The organism is Variovorax sp. 679 (assembly GCF_003952185.1).
Taxonomy (GTDB): domain Bacteria; phylum Pseudomonadota; class Gammaproteobacteria; order Burkholderiales; family Burkholderiaceae_C; genus Variovorax.
The window spans coordinates 24833-40738 of the sequence record NZ_RXFS01000011.1 but is presented as its reverse complement, the minus strand read 5'-3'; the positions used below and the strand labels follow the sequence as shown (position 1 = coordinate 40738).

Genomic DNA, 15906 nt, shown 5'->3' with positions numbered 1-15906 from the left:
ACCGCGCGCAGCCACCTGCGCCCGAAGGTCCAGCAAGCAGTTTCTTAACTGTTTCTGGACCTTTTTTCGTGGCCGCCAAAACCAACCTCCGTCCTTCCCATCGCCTTGCCCTCCTGCCTTGCCTGATCGCCTCCGGGCTCAGCCTTTCGGCGCCCTCGTGGGCCCAGCAGCGTCTGGCGGCGCTCAACGAGGTGGTTGTGAGCGGTTCGCGCTCCGAGCAGGCCAGGGACGACCTGCCGGTGAGCACCGAGGTCATCGGCCGCGACGACATCGAGTCGAAGCAGATCACCGACATCCGCGACGCGGTGCGCGACCTGCCCAACGTGTCGGTCAAGCGTGCGCCCGCGCGCTTCGGCCTCGCGCAGGGCAACACCGGCCGCGACGGCAACGCGGGCTTCAACATCCGCGGCCTCGACGGCAACCGCGTGCTGCTGCTGACCGACGGCATCCGCACGCCGCGCAGCTACGTCTTCAGCGCCAACGCATTCGGGCGCGACTACTTCGACATCAGCCTCGTCGAGCGCATCGAGATCATCAAGGGCCCGGCCTCCGCGCTCTACGGCTCCGACGGCCTCGCGGGGCTGGTGAACTTCATCACGCGCGACCCCTCGTCCTACCTGCGGGACGGCAAGAGCTTCGGCGGCAGCGCCAGCATCGGCTACAGCGGCGACGACAACGGCACGCACGGCGGCGTCACGCTCGCGGGCAAGGCCAACGACACGCTGCAGTGGCTCATCTCGGCCAACATGGGCCGTTCCAGCGCGCTGGAGAACATGGGCACCAACAACGCCGCCAACGTCGACCGCACCACGCCCAATCCGCAGCGCGACCGCAACAAGGCGCTGCTCGCCAAGGTCATCCTCACGCCGAACGCCGACCAGCGCCACGCGTTCACCTTCGAGCACGTCGACAAGACCAGCCGCTACGACCTGCTCTCGGGCGTCGCCAAGCCGCCTTACGCCTCCACGTCGGTCGTCGGCCTCAACGCGAAGAACGACCTGCAGCGCGACCGCTTCACCTACGACGGCCGCCTGCGCCTGAACTCCGCCGTGGCCGACAACCTGCTCGCCGTGGTGAGCTACCAGAAGGCGAAGTCGCGCGAGTTCATCTACGAGGACCGCTTCACCGCCGCCGACCGCACGCGCGACGTCACCTACGACGAGAGCACCTGGCAGTTCGGCCTGCAGGCCGACAAGACCATCCGCATGGGCGACTGGGCGCAGAAGATCACCTACGGCTTCGACTACACCCGCACCAACGTCGAGAACCTGCAGACCGGCCTGGTGCCACCGGCCGGCGAGAGCTATCCGCTCAAGCGCTTCCCCGACACGCGCGAGACCTCGTCCGCGTTCTACGTGCAGGACGAATTCGTTCACGACCGCTGGAGCATCACGCCCGGCATCCGCTTCGATCGCTTCTCGCTCGATGCGAAGCAGGCCGGCTTCAACGCGCAGGCCGTTTCGCTTTCAGGCTCGGCCGTGTCGCCGAAGCTGGGTGTGCTGTTCCGGGCCACGCCGCAGTGGAGCGTGTACGGCAACTACGCCTCGGGCTTCAAGGCGCCCAACGCGTTCCAGGTCAACAACTTCTTCGAGAACGTGATCTCGGGCTACAGGACGATTCCCAACCCGAACCTCAAGCCCGAGAAGAGCCAGAACATCGAGCTCGGCCTGCGCGGGCGCACCGGCATCCTGAGCTTCGACGTGGCCGCCTTCACCGGCGACTACAAGGACCTGATCGAGAACGATCGCCAGGTTGGCGGCGTGTTCGGCTCGCGCACCAACCCGGCGACCTTCCAGTCGGTCAACATCGGGCGCGCGCGCATCAGCGGCTTCGAGATCAAGGGCGAACTCGACTTCACCAGCAACGGCAGCGGCTTCTCCGTGCCCTTTGCCTACGGGCAGGCGCGCGGCCGCGACCGCACCAACGACCGGCCGCTGAATTCCATCGACCCGAGCAAGGCCAGCGTCGGCATCAAGTACCAGACGCCGGTGTGGAGCGTACGCCTCGATGCCGTGAACCACGCGCGCAAGAAGTGGTCCGACATCGACCGCACCGAGGTCACGACCGGCACCCAGTTCCAGACGCCCGCTGCCACCACTTTCGACGTGAGCGCCCAGTGGCGCATCCGCAAGGATCTTCGCCTGAACGCATCGATCACCAACCTCACCAACAAGCGCTACTGGATGTGGAGCGATGTGCGCGGCCTGGCCTCCACGTCGAGCATCCGCGACGCCTACACGCAGCCGGGGCGCAGCTTCAACGTGTCGCTGGTGGCGGACTTCTGATCGCCCCCATCGCCATCCCCGAACAAGGAAAGGAAACCCGATGATGAATGCCGTAGACATCCGAGACCGTTTCGCCGCACTGCGCGCCAAGGGCATGCGCCACAAGGACGCCGCCGCGGCCATGGCCCTGTCTGAAGGTGCGGCCGTGGCCGCGCACGCCGGCACGCACGACAAGGCCCTGCGCGCCACGCGTCTGCGCGGGCCGTGGGTCGAGCTGCTGCAGGCGCTGGAGCTTTGCGGCCCCTTGCTGGCGCTCACGCGCAACGAGACCACGGTACACGAGAAGACCGGTGTCTACGAGAAGGTGTCGGGCAGCGAGGCGATGGGGCTTGCCCTGGGCGAGGCCATCGACCTGCGGCTCTTCTTCAGCCGCTGGCATGCAGGCTTCGCGGTGAGCGAGGCGGCCGCCAACGCGGGTGTGCCGCCGTCGCTGAGCCTGCAGTTCTTCGACGCGCAGGGCGTGGCCGTTCACAAGATCTTCGTACGCGACGCGACCGACCGCGACGCGTTCCTGTCGGTCGTCGATAGCTTCACGGCGCCCGACGAGCCCGTTGTGTTCGTCGCCCCGGAGGACAAGGCTGCGCCACAGGACGACAGCGCCATCGACGTCGGTGGCCTGTCCGACTCGTGGCGCGGCATGCAGGACACGCACGAGTTCTTCGGCCTGCTGAAGAAGTTCGGTGTCGAGCGTCAGCAGAGCTTTCGCCTGACCGAAGGCGAGTTCACGCAGCGGGCCGAGACGGGCGCCGTCCGCGGCCTGCTGCACGAGGCCTCGTTCGACGGCACGCCGATCATGGTGTTCGTCGGCAGCCCCGGCTGCATCCAGATCCATACCGGCCCCGTGGCGCGCATCGAACCGATGGAGATGAAGAACCCCGACGAGAACGCCCCGCCGATCCGCTGGCTCAACGTGCTCGATCCCGGCTTCAACCTGCACCTGCGCGAAGACCGCATCGCCAGCGTCTGGATCGTCGAGAAGCCGACCAGCGACGGCGTCGTGACCTCGGTCGAGGCCTTCGACCAGCAAGGCGAACTGATGGCGATGTTCTTCGGCGCGCGCAAGCCCGGCGTGCCGGAACGCGAGGAGTGGCGGCGCATCGTGCGCGAACTGCCGCGCCTTCAGGCCGAGGGGCAGGCCTGATGACTGTCTTCTTCAACGAAATATCTCGCCGTCTTCCGCAGCGCCGCGACGTGCTGCGCCTGCTTGGCGCTTCGTCGCTCGGCGCCGCCGCGCTGCCGCTGTTCGCGCAGGACGCGAAGCTGCCGAAGCTCGTGACCGTCAGCGGCGCGATCACCGAGGTCGTGTACCTGCTGGGTGCCGAGGCGCAACTCGTCGGCACCGATACCACCAGCCTGTATCCGGCGGCCGCACGTGTCACGCCGAAGGTCGGCTACATGCGCCAGCTGTCGGCCGAGGGGCTGCTGTCGCTCAAGCCCGACGCGATCATCGCCACCAACGAATCGGGTCCGGCCGTGGTGCTCGACCAGGTCCGCAGCGCGGGCGTGAAGGTCGAGATCATCGAGGCCGACCACAGCTGGGGCGAGGTGCAGCGCAAGGTGCAGGCCGTCGGCCGTGCCGCGGCGCGCGAGGCGCAGGCGCGCGAACTGCAGGTGAAGCTCGATGCCGAATGGGGCCAGGTGCAGCAGCGCGTGGCCGCCGCCGCCGGGAAGGGGCGCAAGCCGCGCGTGCTATTCGTGCTCTCGCACAGCGCCAGCCCGCAGGTTTCGGGCGAGAAGACCGCCGCGCATTCGGTGATCGGCTTCGCCGGTGGCGTCAATGCGCTCGGCGGCTTCCAGGGCTACAGGCCGATGACGGCCGAGGCCATGGCCAGCGCCGCGCCGGACATCATTCTCACCAGCACGCAGAGCATCGAGGCCCACGGCGGCGTCGACCGGTTCTGGCAGCGGCCCGAGCTGGCGCTTACGCCGGCGTTCAAGAAGCGCAGTCTGATCACGCAGGACGCGCTGCTCCTGCTGGGCTTTGGCCCGCGCATGCCGTCGGCCGTAGCCGAGCTGCACGAGAAATTCCTGGCTGCGCTGGCATGACGCAGCGCTTCACGGCCCGGGCCGTGCTGGGCGGCAGCTTGATGCTGCTCGTCGTGGCCTTCTTGGTGGGCGCGGTGTCGGGGGCTTATGCCATCAGCCTGCCGCAGCTCTGGAATGTGCTGGCGACGCTGGGGCAGGGTGCCGACAAGTCGCCCGAGCATCTCGTGTTCCTCAACATCCGCCTGCCGCGTCTCGTACTCGGCGTGGCCGCCGGCGCGGGGCTCGGCATGGCGGGCACCCTGATGCAGGGGCTGTTCCGCAATCCGCTGGCCGATCCGGGGCTGGTGGGCATCAGCAGCGGCGCGGCGCTGGCGGCGGGTGTGACGATCATCCTCGGCGCGTGGCTGTGGCCCGTGCTGCCGCGCACGCTCGGCAGCTGGACGCTGGTGCTCATGGCTTTCGGCGGCGGGCTGTCGGTGACATTGCTGATCTACGGGCTGTCACGCAGCGAGGGCGGCACCCGAATGGCGCTGATGCTGCTGGCGGGCATCGCGGTCAACGCGCTGGCGGGAGCGGGGCTCGGCTTTCTCAGCGTGATGGCGACCGACGAGCAATTGCGCAGCCTGCAGTTCTGGCTGCTGGGCAGCTTGGGTGGGGCGCGCTGGAGCGCCGTGCTGCTGGTTGCCGTGGCGGTGCTGCTTTCATGCGTGGCGGCGCGCTCGCTGGCCGAGCCGCTGAATGCCATCGCGCTGGGCGAGGCGCAGGCGGCGCTGCTCGGCGTGGACGTCGAGCGCACCAAGCGCCGGGCCATCGTCGTCACGGCGGTGGCGGTGGGGGCGGTGACGGCGACGACCGGGATCATCGGCTTCATCGGCCTGATCGCACCGCACTGGGTGCGCATGGTGGCGGGGCCCGATCACCGCGTGGTGCTGCCGGCGTCGGCACTGCTCGGCGCGGCGCTGGTGCTGGCGGCCGACACGGTGGCGCGCACGGCGATGGCGCCGGCTGAACTGCCGCTCGGCGTGCTCACGGCGTTCATCGGCGTGCCGATGTTCCTGTGGATGCTGCGACGCTTCAGGGGGCGCATATGACAGCGGTGCAACGCGATCCGATGGCTTTGTGCTGTACCGGCGTCGAGGTCCGGCTCGACGCGAAGACGCTGCTCGCCGACGCCTCGGTTCATCTTTCGCCGGGCCGGGTGACGGCCATCCTCGGGCCGAACGGCGCGGGCAAGTCGACGCTGCTGTCGGTGCTGGCAGGCCAGCGTGCGCCGACGCAAGGCAGCGTGACGCTCGACGGGCGGCCGCTCGCGGACCACGGCATGCAGGCACTGGCGCTGCGCCGTGCCCTGATGCCGCAGGAAAGCGCTGTCGCCTTCGACTTCACCGCGCAGGAGATCGTGGCGCTGGGGCGTTATCCGCACCGCCGCGCGCCGGTCCACGACGAGGACGCGATCGTCGACGAAGCGATGGCGCTGACCGACGTGTCGGTGCTGGCGCCGCGCATCCTCAACACCCTGTCGGGCGGCGAGAAGGCGCGGGCCCACATGGCGCGGGCGCTGGCCCAGCTGTGGCACCCGAGGCCCGATGGTGCGACCCGTTGGCTGCTGCTCGACGAGCCCACCGCGGCGCTCGACCTTGCGCATCAGCACTCGGCGATGCGCCTGCTGCGCGCCTGGGCCGGGCGCGGCGTGGGTGTGGTTGCCGTGCTGCACGACCTGAACCTGGCGCGGCGCTATGCCGACGAGGTGGTGGTGCTTGGGGGCGCCTCGGGCGGCTTGACGCAGGGGGCGACGGCCGAGGTGCTCCAGCCGGCGCTGATCGAGGCAGTCTGGGGCACGCCGTGCCAGCCCGTCACGAGTGCGGACGGCACGGTTCAGTACCTTTTCGGCTAGGCCGGCCGGTTGCTGTTTGCTATCCAAAAAGTAGCAATTTCAGTAAACCAGCCGCTCCGGCCGCAGCTCCTGCAGGATCGTGGTGGCGATTTCCTCGATCGACTTGGTGGTGGTCGAGAGCCAGCGGATGCCGGCGCGCCGCATCATCGCCTCGGCCTCGGCCACCTCGTGGCGGCAGTTCTCGATGCTGGCGTAGCGCGAGTTCGGCCGGCGCTCGTTGCGGATCTCGCTGAGCCGTTCGGGCTGGATGGTCAGACCGAAGATCTTCTTGCGATGCGGGATCAGGGCCGGCGGCAGCTGCCGGCGGTCGAAATCTTCGGGAATCAGCGGGTAGTTGGCGGCCTTCAGGCCGTGCTGCATCGCCAGGTAGAGCGAGGTCGGCGTCTTGCCGCTGCGGCTCACGCCCACGAGGATCACGTCGGCGCCCTCCAGGTCGCGATTGCTCTGGCCGTCGTCGTGCTGCAGGCTGAAGTCGATCGCGGCGATGCGATCGTTGTATTCCTTGCTCTTGCTGACGTCGCTGAAGCGGCCGATGCGGTGATTCGACTTCACGGCCAGCTCGATTTCCAGCGGCCGCACGAAGGTGCCGAACATGTCCAGCAGCATGCCCTTGCAGCCGGTTTCGATCACTTCCAGAACATCCATGTTGGCCAGCGTGGTGAAAACGATGGGTCGGACACCTTCGATTTCGGCAGTGTGGTTTATCTGCCTCACGGCCTGGTGCGCCTTGTCTACCGTGTCGGTGAAGGGCAGCCGGACGTGGCGCGGCTTCATCTCGAACTGGGCCAGAACGGCGTTGCCGAAGGTCTCGGCGGTGATGCCGGTGCCGTCGGAAATAAAGAAAACAGTGCGTGAGTGCATGGTCATGCGGCCTTGTCCTGCGGCGCGGACAACCTTGCCCCGCCTACAATCAGGGCCATTATCGGGAATCCGCTTCCCAACCCCAATTCTCTCCATGCACATCGCGCCCGCACCCAAAGCAACGACAACGATCGTGCCGCGCCTTTTGCATGCGGCACCGGTTTCAACTTCTGGAGCTTTCCCATGTCTGCACTTTTCGACGCGACCGCCCTGGTCGTACCGTTTGAAAACCTGAGAATGACCGACGTCGAGGCGGTTGGCGGCAAGAACGCCAGCCTCGGCGAAATGATCTCGCAGCTGCCGCAGGGCGTGCGGGTGCCCACCGGTTTCGCGACCACGGCCCACGCATTCCGCCAGTTCCTGGCCCATGACGGCCTGGCCGACAAGATCAGCAAGCGGCTCGCCGCGCTGGACGTCGAGGACGTCCGCGCACTGGCCGCCGCCGGCGCGGAAATCCGCGGCATGGTCGAGGCCCAGCCGTTCCCGGCCGACCTGCAGAAAGCCATCACCGAAGCCTTCGCGACGCTGAGCGCGGGCAACCCGGCCGCATCGTTCGCGGTGCGCTCCTCGGCCACCGCCGAAGACCTGCCCGACGCCTCCTTCGCTGGCCAGCAGGAAACCTTCCTGAACGTGGTTGGCATCGACGACGTGCTGCACAAGATGAAGGAGGTGTTCGCCTCCCTCTACAACGACCGCGCCATCAGCTACCGCGTGCACAAGGGCTTCGAGCACGACGTGGTCGCGCTGTCGGCCGGCGTACAGCGCATGGTGCGCTCCGATCTCGGCGCCGCCGGCGTGATGTTCACCATCGACACCGAGTCGGGCTTCGAGGACGTGGTGTTCATCACCTCCAGCTATGGCCTGGGCGAGACGGTGGTGCAGGGCGCAGTGAACCCCGACGAGTTCTACGTGCACAAGCCGACCCTGAGAGCCGGCAAGAAGGCCGTCATCCGCCGCAACCTCGGCTCCAAGCTGATCCAGATGGAATTCGCCACGCCCGAGGAAAAGAAGGCGACCGGCAAGCTGGTGAAGACCACCGACGTCAAGGCCGAGCAGCGCAACCGCTACTCGCTGACCGATGCGGACGTCGAGCAGCTCGCCAAGTACGCGCTGGTGATCGAGGAGCACTACGGCCGCCCGATGGACATCGAGTGGGGCAAGGACGGCACCGACGGCCAGCTCTACATCCTGCAGGCCCGCCCCGAGACCGTGAAGAGCCAGCAGCAGGGCAAGGCCGAGCAGCGCTACAAGCTGCTGGGCAAGGGGGCAGTGCTGGCCGAAGGCCGCGCCATCGGCCAGAAGATCGGCACCGGCCCCGTGCGGCTCGTGCACAGCATCAGCGAAATGGACCAGGTGCAGGCCGGAGACGTGCTCGTCACCGACATGACCGACCCCAACTGGGAACCGGTGATGAAGCGCGCCGCCGCCATCGTCACCAATCGCGGCGGGCGTACCTGCCACGCGGCCATCATCGCGCGCGAGCTGGGCATTCCGGCCGTGGTCGGCTGCGGCGACGCCACCGACCTGCTGAAGGACGGCACGCTGGTCACGGTGAGCTGCGCCGAGGGCGACACAGGCTTCATCTACGACGGCTTGCTCGAGACCGAAGTGACCGAAGTGCAGCGCGGCGTGATGCCCGAGATCGACATCCAGCTGATGATGAACGTGGGCAATCCCCAGCTCGCCTTCGACTTCGCGCAGCTGCCGAACCACGGCGTGGGCTTGGCGCGGCTCGAGTTCATCATCAACAACAACATCGGCGTGCATCCGAAGGCGATCCTCGACTACCCGAACGTCGACAACGACCTGAAGAAGGCCGTCGAGTCGGTGGCCCGCGGCCACGCCTCGCCGCGCGCGTTCTACGTCGACAAGGTGGCGGAGGGCATTGCGACCATTGCCGCCGCCTTCTGGCCCAAGAAGGTCATCGTGCGCCTGTCGGACTTCAAGTCGAACGAGTACCGCAAGCTGATCGGCGGCAGCCGCTACGAGCCGGAAGAAGAAAACCCGATGCTGGGCTTCCGCGGCGCGGCGCGCTACCTGAGCGCCGATTTCGGCGAGGCCTTCGCCATGGAATGCGAGGCGCTCAAGCGCGTTCGCAACGACATGGGCCTGACCAACGTGCAGATCATGGTGCCCTTCGTGCGCACCCTGGGCCAGGCCGAGCGCGTGACCGGCCTGCTCGCCGAGCACGGCCTGAAGCGCGGCGAGAACGAACTCAAGCTGATCATGATGTGCGAGGTGCCGAGCAACGCCGTGCTGGCCGACGAGTTCCTGCAGTACTTCGACGGCTTCTCGATCGGCTCGAACGACCTGACCCAGCTCACCCTGGGCCTGGACCGCGACTCGGGCCTCGAACTGCTGGCCGCCGACTTCGACGAGCGCGATCCGGCCGTCAAGGCGTTGCTGAGCCGCGCCATCAAGGCCTGCAAGTCGCAGGGCAAGTACGTCGGCATCTGCGGCCAGGGCCCCAGCGACCACCCCGACTTCGCGCTGTGGCTGGCGGAGCAGGGGATCGAGTCGATCTCGCTGAATCCCGACAGCGTGATCGACACCTGGCAGCAGCTCGCCAAGCGCTGAGCCGGGCGAAGGCCGAAGCTCCTGAATTGCGGAAATCCCCATGGGGGGATTCCCGCGACTCGGGAGTGTGATTTGAAACAAATTGCGTATTTGATGCCAGACTGGCAGGACTCACGGGCGTATCCCGGAAGGGAAGACCACCATGATCCTCGTCAAGACAGAAGCAGGGCACCAGGCGCTGAAGGATCGTTCGATCCCGCTGTCGCCGCGCCAGCGCTCGGCGTTCATCCTGTTCGACGGCAAGCGGTCGGTCGATGACGTGCTGGCTGCCGGCATGGGCATCGTCCGCGAAGACATCGACCAGATGGTCGGGCTGGGCGTGCTGGAGCCGGCGGCGGGAAGCGCGGCGCCTTCCAAAGAGGTTGCGGCGCCTGCCCAGGGCTCTTCTGGCCGCAGCAGGCAGCAGCGCTACAAGGATGCCTATCCCATTGCGACCCAGCTGACTGGTGGCTTGGGCCTGAAGGGCTTCAGGCTCAACCTGCAGGTCGAGGCCGCGACGGGCTACGAAGACCTGCTGGCGCTGGCGCCGAAGATCCGCGCGGCAGTCGGCGACGAGAAGGCTGCGGCGCTCGACAAGGCCCTGAACGACTGAGCATCTTGCCGGAGTGCGGCCGACAGGGCTATAATCACCGGCTTTGCCTTGCCACACTGCGCCCGACGCTGCAGGTGGCTTTTCCTCTTCCTCGGAAGAATCCACAAGGAGTGCCATGCGTCACTACGAAATCATTTTGCTGATCCACCCGGATCAGAGCGAACAAGTTCCGGCCATGCTGGAGCGCTACAAGGGCCTGATCACGGCCGGCGGCGGCAAGGTCCACCGCGTCGAAGACTGGGGCCGCCGTCAGCTGGCTTACCAGATCAACAAGCTCAGCAAGGCCCACTACCTGTGCGTCAACATCGAAGCTGAACAGACCGTGATGGGCGAACTCGAACACGCGTTCAAGTTCAACGACGCCGTTCTGCGTCACCTGACCGTCCAGAAGAAGAAGGCCGAAACCGGTCCTTCGTCGATGATGAAGACGGTCGAGCGCGAAGAGGCCCGCAAGGCCCAGCAGGCCGAGTACGCCGCCAACAACAACTGATGGCGTGACTGCCGCCGCTGCGGCAACCGGGGTCAACCAGCTTCTGCTGACCGCCTCCGTTGCCGAACTCGGAACCCTGCGATTCACGCCAGCCGGCTTGCCAGCCATCGATCTGAAGCTCGAACATGAGTCGACGCTCCAGGAGGCAGGAAAGCCCAGGCAGGTGAAGACGGCCCTCAAGGCCGTTGCCTTCGGCGCCATCGCCGAACGGCTCGCAAGGCAGTCGATGGGAAGTCTCTGGCGTTTTCAGGGATTCCTCGCGACACCGGGCAACGGCAAGCATCCGGTCCTGCACATCCAGGATTTTCAGCAAGATTAATTTTCGACAAGAGGTCCCGAAATGGCCACGTTCAAGAAATTCAACAAAGACAAGCGCCCGAAGCGCAACACCCAGTCGCTGCTGTTCAAGCGCAAGCGCTTCTGCCGCTTCACTGTCGCTGGCGTCGAGGAAATCGACTACAAGGACATCGACACGCTGCGTGACTTCATCAGCGAAAACGGCAAGATCATCCCCGCCCGCCTGACCGGCACGCGCGCGATCTACCAGCGCCAGCTGAACACCGCCATCAAGCGCGCCCGCTTCCTGGCCATGGTGCCGTACAGCGACCAGCACCGCGTCTAAGGAGTCCCGACCATGCAAATCATTCTTCTGGACAAGGTTGTCAACGTCGGTGCCCTGGGCGATATCGTCAAGGTCAAGGACGGCTACGCTCGCAACTTCCTGATCCCGACGGGTCTGGCCCGTCGCGCCACCGCCGCCAACAAGGCCGAATTCGAAGCCAAGCGCGCCGAACTCGAAAAGGCTGCTGCCGCCAAGCTGGCCGAATCGCAAGCTCAAGGCGAAAAGCTTGGTGGCACGACCATCAAGCTGACGCAAAAGGCTGGCGTCGACGGCCGTCTGTTCGGCTCGGTCACCAACGGCGACATCGCCGAAGAGCTGGGCAAGCAAGGCTACAAGGTTGTCAAGTCGCAGGTTCGCCTGCCCAACGGCCCGATCAAGGTCGTCGGCGACAGCACCGTGAGCGTTGCCCTGCACACCGACGTGGTGGTCGACATCACCGTGACGGTCTACGGCGAAACCGCCTGATTGTCCACAGCGCCTCGTGCGCTGCACAAAAGCCGCCTTCGGGCGGCTTTTCTTTTTCCGCGCCGAGGTTGTCCCGTCTTTTCCAGCCGATTGCACTGGAAGATCACCGTTTATTCACAACCTTGTCCACACTCGCATCGACCTGCGCGGCTTAGCATGCAGGGTTGCAAGGGAAGTCCATGTCCGCCGTTTTCTCCTATGCCGACAATGACCCGTCGGCCGATCGCCAAGTCGCTCAGCTGCGCATTCCGCCTCACTCCATCGAGGCCGAATCGAGCGTGCTCGGCGGCCTGCTGCTCGACAACGGCGCCTGGGACCGCATGGGCGACCTGCTGGTCGACGGCGACTTCTACCGCCATGAGCACAAGCTGATCTACGCGGCCATCGGCGGGCTGATCAACGCCAGCAAGCCGGCCGACGTGATCACCGTCTACGAGCAGCTGCAGAACCTCGGCAAGGCCGACGAGATCGGCGGACTGGTCTACCTGAACTCGCTCGCGCAGTACGTGCCCAGTGCGAGCAACATCCGCCGCTACGCCGAGATCGTGCGCGAGCGCTCGATCCTGCGCAAGCTGGTCACCGCCAGCGACGAGATCGCGACCAACGCCTTCAACCCGCAAGGCAAGGCGGTCGACAAGATCCTCGACGAAGCCGAGCAGAAGATCTTCAACATCGGCGAAGAAGGCACGCGGATGAAGCAGGGCTTCCAGAGCATGGATGCCCTGGTGGTCGACCTGCTCGACCGCGTGACGGAAATGGCCGAGAACCCGAACGACATCACGGGCGTTCGCACCGGCTTCAATGACTTCGACAAGATGACCTCCGGCCTGCAGCCGGGCGACATGATCGTGCTGGCCGCGCGCCCCTCGATGGGCAAGACCTCGCTCGCGATCAACATCGCCGAGCACGTGGCGCTCGACGAGGGCCTGCCCGTGGCCGTGTTCTCCATGGAAATGGGCGCCGCCCAGCTGGCGGTGCGTATCGTGGGCTCCATCGGCCGCATCGACCAGGGGCATCTGCGCACCGGCAAGCTCACCGACGAAGAGTGGCCGCGCCTGACCGAAGCCATCGAGAAGCTGCGCACCGTGTCGCTGCACATCGACGAGACGCCGGGCCTCTCGACCAGCGAACTGCGCGCCAACGCGCGCCGACTGGCGCGCCAGTACGGCCGGCTGGGCCTGATCGTGGTCGACTACCTGCAGCTCATGTCGACCAGCAGCTCGGGCGACGAGAACCGCGCCACGGCCGTGGGCGAAATCTCGCGCGGCCTGAAGATGCTGGCCAAGGAGCTGAAGTGCCCGGTGATCGCGCTGTCGCAGCTCAGCCGCGGCGTGGAGAGCCGCACCGACAAGCGCCCCATGATGAGCGACTTGCGCGAATCCGGCGCCATCGAGCAGGACGCGGACATCATCATGTTCATCTACCGCGACGACTACTACAACAAGGAGTCGAAGGAGCCGGGCGTGGCCGAGGTGATCATCAGCAAGCACCGTAACGGCCCGACCGGCACCGTCAAGCTCGGTTTCCTGAAGCCGCTCACCAAGTTCGAAAACCTGGTCGGCTACAGCAACAACGACGAGTACTGACGGGGCGCCTGGCCGTCGTCAGCCGGAGCTGTTGCCGCTGCCTTCGTTGGTCCAGGGCGGCAGGGCATGCGGCTTTTGCGGCATGACCTTGCCTTGCACCGCTTCGGCCTGGACCTGCCGCAGCAGGTCGGCCAATGTCTTTCCCGGCTCGTCGCGGAAGCGTTCCGGCAGAACCTCGATCGCGTCCATGCGATCCAGGCGGAAGCCCCGGAAATCGTTGCGCAGTTCGCACCAGGTCGAGAGCGTCCAGACCTTGCCCCAGTAGAAGCAGCCGAGCGGTCGTACGGTGCGCTCGCTGGCATCGCCCGACACGTCGCGGTAGTGCAGCCGCAGCTTGCTGTGCGACTGGGTCGCTTCGCGCAAGGTCTGCAGCCGTGCGCGCAGGGCGTCGTCCAGGCCCAGCCCCGGCGCGTAGAGCGCAAGCGCCTCGGCCGAGACCCGTGCCGCCGACGGCAGCACAGACAGGATCTTGCCCAGCCCGGTCTCGATGTCGCGTGCCAGTGCCGGATCGACCCAGCTCTGTGCGAGCCGCGCTGCAGCCACCAGCGCCGAAGCCTCGTCCTGCGTGAACATCAACGGCGGCAGCTCGAAGCCGGCGCCCAGCCGGTAGCCCACGCCGGCCTCGCCCTCGATGGGCACGCCCTGGTGCTGGAGATCGGCCACGTCGCGGTACACGGTGCGCTCCGACACTTCGAGGCGCTGCGCCAGGAACGCGGCCGTGGTCAGCCGGCGCCCCCGGATGAGCTGCACGAGCTGGAACAGGCGGTCGGCGCGGCGCATCAGCGGATTCCGGTGAGCTTCTTCGCGAAGTCTTCGACGAAGTAGCGCTTGCCGCGCTGCGCGACCGTGTGGCCTTCGGCCTCGAGCCTCGACATCTGCGCCTCGACGCCCCCGGGATACTTTGCGTTGAGCTCGCCGCCGATCTTGAGGGTGCGCCACCAGGGTGTGCAGCTCTCTGCGTCGGACGCCTCCTCGGCGGCATGCGCGACCATGTGCGCGAAGATCGCCGTGGTCACGGTGCAGCCGATGGTTGCCTGGTGGCGCAGCGCGATCTCCTCGCCGATGCCCATCACCGTCGCGAGCCGGCCTTCCGGGATGCTGCGCATCGCGGCTTCCACTTCCTGCGGCGACGGCGTGGCGATGGTTCCCTCGCCGTGCCGGGGGCGCATGGCGGCGGGAATCTCCTTGACGTTCGGCAGGTGAGGGTAGCTGGCCAGGCGGTCGCGCCAGCTCTTCTTGAGGCTCATGAAACTCCGATGTGGATCGCCACCTTGTCAGGTCCTTCGTAGGCTTCGAAATCGCTGCGGTAGCTGCGTGCGATTTCCGGGTGCGCCTCGAAATACTGCCAGATGCGCTGCCAGGTGGCGATCACCATCTGCGGCATCTCGCCCTGGCCGGTGAAGACGAGGTAGTCTCCGGCCTCGATGGCGAGGCTGCCGGCTTCGCCCGAGACGGCGACGCCCGCCGTCACGTCGAAGGCGCCGTGGGCGTCCGATTCGTAGGCCGAATAGGCGCCGAAGATGCGCTCGTCGCCGGTGCGGCCGGGTGTCGATTCAGCGATCTTTTCGCCGAAGAATCGGCCCCACAGCGCCCCGAGGCGGGCTGTTGCGGGATTCATCTCCTCGCGGTTGGTGGTGCGGACGGTGAGGCCTGCGATGCGAAAGGCTGCCTGATGCTGGCGAACGGGTTCCATGTGCTTTCTCCTCAGAGCAATAGTGTTTTTAGATCGGCCTTCATGGCCTGGGCGATCAGCTTCATGTCGGCGTCGCTGACATCGAACATGCCGAAGCGGAATTTGTAACCCCATTGCTTGGGGTTCTCGATGAAAACGAGGCGCTCGATCAGCGGTGCAATCGGCGCCTCGTGCGAGGCTGCATAGATCACGTCGCGCCGCCATGGCACGAAGCCGTTGCCCATGTCGAACTCGTACGGCTCGCCGGGCTGCACGATGCCGATCGACACGAAGCTCTGCAGCTTGTCCGTGCCCCCGAACACCGTGGCTGGCGAGTAGTACGCCACGCGGTCGCCCGCCGAGAGCCGCTTGAGCGGCGCATGCTTGCCATGGCCGACCTGCAGGAAGCCGAGCGGCCGATGGTCGCGGCCGCGCCGCGCATGCTCGGCGCTGGCCACGGCGATCCAGTTGCGCTGTGCCACGGCGGATCACTCCTGCGCGTGCAGGCCGACTTCGTTGCCCTCGGTGTCGCGCAGGCGGGCGATGAAGCCCAGGCCGGGCGGCAGGGCGGACTTGGGTGCCACGATCTGCCCGCCGGCGGCTTCGATGCGCGCGAGCACGGCGTCGATGCTCGGGTTGCAGTCGAGGTAGATGCGGATGCCCGTGCCGGCGCGCGCGCTGGCATTGGCGCCGGCCTGCAGCGCGCCGCCGGTGGCGGGCTTGTCGTGCGGGAATACGGCCAGCGTCTCGCCGCCGAAGTTCTCGCGGCGCAGCTTGCGGGCCAGCACGGTCTCGTAGAAGGCCTGGGCGCGGTCCATGTCGGCGACCGGGATCTCGAACCAGCTGATGGCGTTTTGCATTCGGGACTCTCTCTTT

Annotated in this window: 18 protein-coding genes; 12 read left to right on the top strand and 6 right to left on the bottom strand. The window is 66.7% G+C overall.

Going from position 1 to position 15906, the window contains the following annotated elements:
• Positions 1-68: 68 nt before the first annotated feature.
• Genes EJO71_RS26235 through EJO71_RS26215 form a run of 5 tightly spaced genes read left to right on the top strand, consistent with a single transcriptional unit; the run spans position 69 to position 6165 of the window.
• A complete protein-coding gene (locus tag EJO71_RS26235; RefSeq protein WP_125951596.1) occupies positions 69-2285 on the top strand; it encodes a TonB-dependent hemoglobin/transferrin/lactoferrin family receptor in 2217 nt (738 codons plus the stop codon).
• 43 nt (positions 2286-2328) lie between these two features.
• Positions 2329-3426 carry a ChuX/HutX family heme-like substrate-binding protein gene (locus EJO71_RS26230; RefSeq protein WP_125951774.1) on the top strand — a complete coding sequence of 366 codons (1098 nt, stop codon included), beginning with the start codon at positions 2329-2331 and terminating at the stop codon, positions 3424-3426.
• The gene (locus EJO71_RS26225; RefSeq protein WP_125951595.1) at positions 3426-4331 is read left to right on the top strand and encodes an ABC transporter substrate-binding protein; all 906 of its coding nucleotides are present in this window, start codon (positions 3426-3428) and stop codon (positions 4329-4331) included. Before EJO71_RS26230 ends, EJO71_RS26225 begins: the two co-directional genes overlap by 1 nt.
• Positions 4328-5362 (top strand): iron ABC transporter permease, encoded by a 1035-nt coding sequence (locus EJO71_RS26220; RefSeq protein ID WP_125951594.1) that lies wholly within the window; start codon positions 4328-4330, stop codon positions 5360-5362. The genes EJO71_RS26225 and EJO71_RS26220 overlap by 4 nt, the downstream gene beginning before the upstream one ends.
• Before the next feature lie 20 nt (positions 5363-5382).
• Positions 5383-6165, top strand: a complete 783-nt coding sequence (locus tag EJO71_RS26215) for a heme ABC transporter ATP-binding protein (RefSeq protein ID WP_240651521.1) — start codon at positions 5383-5385, stop codon at positions 6163-6165.
• A gap of 39 nt (positions 6166-6204) precedes the next feature.
• Here the strand turns inward: EJO71_RS26215 and EJO71_RS26210 are convergent, their stop codons facing one another.
• Complete coding sequence (locus EJO71_RS26210) at positions 6205-7026, bottom strand: pyruvate, water dikinase regulatory protein (RefSeq protein ID WP_125951773.1); 822 nt, start codon at positions 7024-7026, stop codon at positions 6205-6207.
• A 183-nt stretch (positions 7027-7209) separates the two neighbouring features.
• Between EJO71_RS26210 and ppsA the strand changes: the two genes are divergently transcribed.
• From ppsA to dnaB, 7 genes are all read left to right on the top strand, one after another.
• A complete protein-coding gene (ppsA, locus tag EJO71_RS26205; RefSeq protein WP_125951592.1) occupies positions 7210-9603 on the top strand; it encodes a phosphoenolpyruvate synthase in 2394 nt (797 codons plus the stop codon).
• A 142-nt stretch (positions 9604-9745) separates the two neighbouring features.
• Positions 9746-10195, top strand: a complete 450-nt coding sequence (locus tag EJO71_RS26200; RefSeq protein ID WP_125951591.1) for a hypothetical protein — start codon at positions 9746-9748, stop codon at positions 10193-10195.
• A 115-nt stretch (positions 10196-10310) separates the two neighbouring features.
• The gene (gene rpsF, locus EJO71_RS26195; RefSeq protein WP_125951590.1) at positions 10311-10685 is read left to right on the top strand and encodes a 30S ribosomal protein S6; all 375 of its coding nucleotides are present in this window, start codon (positions 10311-10313) and stop codon (positions 10683-10685) included.
• Positions 10686-10689: 4 nt separating this feature from the next.
• The gene (gene priB, locus EJO71_RS26190; protein ID WP_093203337.1) at positions 10690-11004 is read left to right on the top strand and encodes a primosomal replication protein N; all 315 of its coding nucleotides are present in this window, start codon (positions 10690-10692) and stop codon (positions 11002-11004) included.
• Between the two features lie 21 nt (positions 11005-11025).
• Positions 11026-11307 (top strand): 30S ribosomal protein S18, encoded by a 282-nt coding sequence (gene rpsR, locus EJO71_RS26185; RefSeq protein ID WP_007830781.1) that lies wholly within the window; start codon positions 11026-11028, stop codon positions 11305-11307.
• Between the two features lie 12 nt (positions 11308-11319).
• The gene (gene rplI, locus EJO71_RS26180) at positions 11320-11772 is read left to right on the top strand and encodes a 50S ribosomal protein L9 (RefSeq protein WP_081270469.1); all 453 of its coding nucleotides are present in this window, start codon (positions 11320-11322) and stop codon (positions 11770-11772) included.
• Between the two features lie 179 nt (positions 11773-11951).
• Positions 11952-13358 carry a replicative DNA helicase gene (dnaB, locus tag EJO71_RS26175; RefSeq protein ID WP_125951589.1) on the top strand — a complete coding sequence of 469 codons (1407 nt, stop codon included), beginning with the start codon at positions 11952-11954 and terminating at the stop codon, positions 13356-13358.
• 18 nt (positions 13359-13376) lie between these two features.
• Here dnaB and EJO71_RS26170 read toward each other — a convergent pair whose 3' ends face one another.
• Genes EJO71_RS26170 through EJO71_RS26150 form a run of 5 tightly spaced genes read right to left on the bottom strand, consistent with a single transcriptional unit; the run spans position 13377 to position 15890 of the window.
• A complete protein-coding gene (locus tag EJO71_RS26170; protein ID WP_125951588.1) occupies positions 13377-14138 on the bottom strand; it encodes a YafY family protein in 762 nt (253 codons plus the stop codon).
• Entirely contained in the window at positions 14138-14605 is a 468-nt protein-coding gene (locus tag EJO71_RS26165; RefSeq protein WP_125951587.1) for an MGMT family protein, read from the bottom strand. The genes EJO71_RS26170 and EJO71_RS26165 overlap by 1 nt, the downstream gene beginning before the upstream one ends.
• The gene (locus EJO71_RS26160; RefSeq protein WP_125951586.1) at positions 14602-15051 is read right to left on the bottom strand and encodes a GyrI-like domain-containing protein; all 450 of its coding nucleotides are present in this window, start codon (positions 15049-15051) and stop codon (positions 14602-14604) included. Before EJO71_RS26160 ends, EJO71_RS26165 begins: the two co-directional genes overlap by 4 nt.
• Before the next feature lie 11 nt (positions 15052-15062).
• The gene (locus EJO71_RS26155; protein WP_125951585.1) at positions 15063-15512 is read right to left on the bottom strand and encodes an EVE domain-containing protein; all 450 of its coding nucleotides are present in this window, start codon (positions 15510-15512) and stop codon (positions 15063-15065) included.
• 6 nt (positions 15513-15518) lie between these two features.
• A complete protein-coding gene (locus tag EJO71_RS26150; protein ID WP_125951584.1) occupies positions 15519-15890 on the bottom strand; it encodes a VOC family protein in 372 nt (123 codons plus the stop codon).
• Between the last annotated feature and the right edge of the window lie 16 nt (positions 15891-15906).

Excerpts from the sequence above, each read along its gene's own strand:
- EJO71_RS26220 (WP_125951594.1), top strand. The coding sequence starts at position 4,328 with ATGACGCAGCGCTTCACGGCCCGGGCCGTGCTGGGCGGCAGCTTGATG.
- rplI (WP_081270469.1), top strand. The coding sequence starts at position 11,320 with ATGCAAATCATTCTTCTGGACAAGGTTGTCAACGTCGGTGCCCTGGGC.
- rpsR (WP_007830781.1), top strand. The coding sequence starts at position 11,026 with ATGGCCACGTTCAAGAAATTCAACAAAGACAAGCGCCCGAAGCGCAAC.
- EJO71_RS26170 (WP_125951588.1), bottom strand. The coding sequence starts at position 14,138 with ATGCGCCGCGCCGACCGCCTGTTCCAGCTCGTGCAGCTCATCCGGGGG.
- EJO71_RS26215 (WP_240651521.1), top strand. The coding sequence starts at position 5,383 with ATGGCTTTGTGCTGTACCGGCGTCGAGGTCCGGCTCGACGCGAAGACG.
- EJO71_RS26165 (WP_125951587.1), bottom strand. The coding sequence starts at position 14,605 with ATGAGCCTCAAGAAGAGCTGGCGCGACCGCCTGGCCAGCTACCCTCAC.
- EJO71_RS26210 (WP_125951773.1), bottom strand. The coding sequence starts at position 7,026 with ATGCACTCACGCACTGTTTTCTTTATTTCCGACGGCACCGGCATCACC.
- EJO71_RS26225 (WP_125951595.1), top strand. The coding sequence starts at position 3,426 with ATGACTGTCTTCTTCAACGAAATATCTCGCCGTCTTCCGCAGCGCCGC.
- EJO71_RS26150 (WP_125951584.1), bottom strand. The coding sequence starts at position 15,890 with ATGCAAAACGCCATCAGCTGGTTCGAGATCCCGGTCGCCGACATGGAC.
- dnaB (WP_125951589.1), top strand. The coding sequence starts at position 11,952 with ATGTCCGCCGTTTTCTCCTATGCCGACAATGACCCGTCGGCCGATCGC.
- EJO71_RS26200 (WP_125951591.1), top strand. The coding sequence starts at position 9,746 with ATGATCCTCGTCAAGACAGAAGCAGGGCACCAGGCGCTGAAGGATCGT.
- ppsA (WP_125951592.1), top strand. The coding sequence starts at position 7,210 with ATGTCTGCACTTTTCGACGCGACCGCCCTGGTCGTACCGTTTGAAAAC.
- rpsF (WP_125951590.1), top strand. The coding sequence starts at position 10,311 with ATGCGTCACTACGAAATCATTTTGCTGATCCACCCGGATCAGAGCGAA.
- EJO71_RS26160 (WP_125951586.1), bottom strand. The coding sequence starts at position 15,051 with ATGGAACCCGTTCGCCAGCATCAGGCAGCCTTTCGCATCGCAGGCCTC.
- EJO71_RS26230 (WP_125951774.1), top strand. The coding sequence starts at position 2,329 with ATGAATGCCGTAGACATCCGAGACCGTTTCGCCGCACTGCGCGCCAAG.